Source organism: Micromonospora sp. ATA51 (assembly GCF_016802855.1).
Taxonomy (GTDB): Bacteria; Actinomycetota; Actinomycetes; order Mycobacteriales; family Micromonosporaceae; genus Micromonospora; species Micromonospora sicca.
This window is the reverse complement of record NZ_JAEVHJ010000543.1, coordinates 1-2,542: the sequence shown is the minus strand read 5'-3', so window position 1 is coordinate 2,542 and position 2,542 is coordinate 1. Positions and strand designations below refer to the sequence as shown.

1 protein-coding gene is annotated in these 2,542 nt (G+C 65.5%); it reads right to left on the bottom strand.

The window, feature by feature from the left end; translation table 11 throughout:
- Nucleotides 1–99: 99 nt before the first annotated feature.
- Nucleotides 100–1,851: a group II intron reverse transcriptase/maturase gene (gene ltrA / locus JNW87_RS37425; protein WP_238455352.1), complete on the bottom strand. Its 1,752-nt coding sequence runs from the start codon at nucleotides 1,849–1,851 to the stop codon at nucleotides 100–102.
- Nucleotides 1,852–2,542: the final 691 nt, after the last annotated feature.

Below are 2,542 nucleotides of genomic sequence, written 5' to 3'. Positions count from 1 at the left end.
CAGTCGGGTAGCCCCGGCGCATTGCTGCGCCGGGGCCCCCTCAGAACCGTGCGTGCAACTCGTCGCGGCACACGGCTCAAGCAAGCCGCTCGGGCGATTTCAGGGTTGCAGGTGTGCTGGGTCCTGCCGCGTGCCGGTGGTGCGGCGGTGGCAGGAGGCGTGAACGAGTCGGGTTTCGTTCGGTAGGCCTGTCCCGTGGGAGATGATGTGCTGCTCGGTCATCGCCTTGCGGGTGGTGCGGTGCCATTGTTCCCATTCGCGGGGGCTTTGTGGCTCGCGGTCGGCGTGCAGGAGTAGTTGCCCGCAGATGGTGCAGGACCCGTTCTGCCTGCGGAGCAGGTGCAGGGTCCGGCGGTCGAGCAGGGGTCTGCTCTTGCTGCGCCGTTGGGCCCAGTAGTCGGCCTGGGCGGGGTCGTCTGGAGATGCGTCCCCGCGTACCAGGCCGTGCCGGACGATCTTGGTCCAGGCAAACTTGGGTAGGTAGGCGCCGCTGGTGCGGTCGCCGAATACCCAGCGGTCCTGCCTGGCCGTGTTGTACCGGCCGAAGTACCGGTTGATGATCCAGGGCTTCGGCTTGTGGGGGTGGCGGTGGCAGGCCCACTTGTAGGTGAGCCGCCACAGGTGCACGTCCAAGGCTGCGAACACGATGGACGACGCTGCCCCTCGGTAGTAGTTCGCCCAGCCCCGCACGATCGGGTTGATCTTCGCGAGGACTGCCGCCGGGTTCGTTCCCCGCAGGGCACGGAACTCGGCGGAGAGGCGGTGCCTGACTCGTTTGACGGCGGCCTTGCTGGGTTTGATCAGGAGCTTGCCGTGGTGCCTGCGGGCGGTGAATCCCAGGAAATCGAACCCGTCGTCGAGGTGGACGATGCGCGTCTTGTCCTCGTTGAAGGTCAATCCTCGGGGCGCCAGCCATGCGGCGAGCCGCGTTTTGACGTCTTCGGCCTGCTGCTTGGAGTAGCAGAGGGCGACCATGTCGTCGGCGTATCTGATCAGCGAAGGGGAGCCACGCTTCGTCCGCTGCGGATCGCTGCGTTCTTTGCGGACTCCTGCCGCCTCTTCCAGCCCATGCAACGCGATATTCAACAGCAATGGACTGATCACGCCGCCTTGCGGGGTTCCCGCGTCGGTCGGTGCGAATCCTTTGCCCGGTTCGAACACGCCCGCCTTCAGCCAGTCCCGGATCTTCGTCCGGCCGGGGAACGTCCCGATGGTGGCGAGTAGGTGGTCGTGGTCGATCCTGTCGAATGCCGCGGTGAGGTCTGCGTCCAGCACCCACAGGCGTTGCGCGGTCGCGCCGCACGCCGTCACGTGGATGACCGTGATCGCGTCCTGGCAGCTGCGGCCTGGTCTGAACCCGTAGCTCTTGGGTTCGAACCGAGCCTCCCATTCGGGTTCCAGTGCGTTGCGGTGTCGCGCCTGGTGGACGCGATCCGAGATGACCGGGATGCCGAGCGGGCGCTGTTTCCCATTGGCTTTCGGTATGTACACCCGCTTGGCCGCGAGCGGTGCGAAGGACCGGGCCGTGCGGTGGGTCTGCACCGCCAGGTCCATGCGTGCCGGGGAGGTCAACGCGACCTTCCCGTCGATGCCCGCGGTCTTGCGGCCAGCGTTGCGCTGCGCGACCTGGCGCACGCTGAGCAGCGTGTTCGACCAGCTCCGCAGCATCATTTTCTGCAGGTTCCTGACATTAGGCCAGTCGCCGTCCTTCGTCGCCTTGAAGATCCTGCCCCGTAGCCGCCGTACGTTCTCCTCGTGGTGTCGCCAGCCGACGGTGTCCCACGTGGGTACGTCCTCCGGTCCGTTCACTCCGAGGGCCGCTCTCGCAACATCGAAAGCAAAAGCCGTCATCGCGTCTAACTTGCCCTTCGGTTCCGGTGGTTCCGGTGCATCGTCGTCAAAGGCTCACCCGCCACACGTCAGCCTGTCTTCACAGCCGGGCACCAGGCCCGGTATCCGGCCAGTTATACCGGCGGCGGCCGGTCGGAGGACCGGCCATCCTGTCGCCGATTTCCTGTCGCCTTTCAGCTACCGGCATTCGCTTCTTGGGCGTCCTGTTCCCGCCACGGAATTCAGCTCTCCTCACGGTCGGCCTACCGCCAGCGCCCGGAGACGTTGCGGACCGTAACGGGGTTTCCACGTTCCACACGCGTGAGACACGGCCGGGTCGGGTGCCCTCTTAACCCCGGAGGCGACGGTATCCACACGACCGTCGAAGAGTCCTCGGTCGCCGTCTGCCGACTTCCAGCGGCAAGCCTCTTTATCTCCTCGGTACCAATTACCCGACCCGAAGAGTTGCCGTAACGAGGCATCAACGAGGGTTCACCATATTCACCCTTTCGGCCTTCCCCTCACCTGTGACACCCAGTCGGAATGGGCGTCCTTGGGCTTTTCCCTGAGCTTCGCACCCGGCAATTACTCGCCACGCACGTCAGGGCGGGGACCGGTCTCGGACACTGACCGGGAGCTACGTCTCGGGCATCTACACCCGACCTCCAATCGACGTACTCACTCCACACGTGCGACCTCGTGTCGCACCTCA

Excerpts from the sequence above, each read along its gene's own strand:
- ltrA (WP_238455352.1), bottom strand. The coding sequence starts at position 1,851 with ATGACGGCTTTTGCTTTCGATGTTGCGAGAGCGGCCCTCGGAGTGAAC.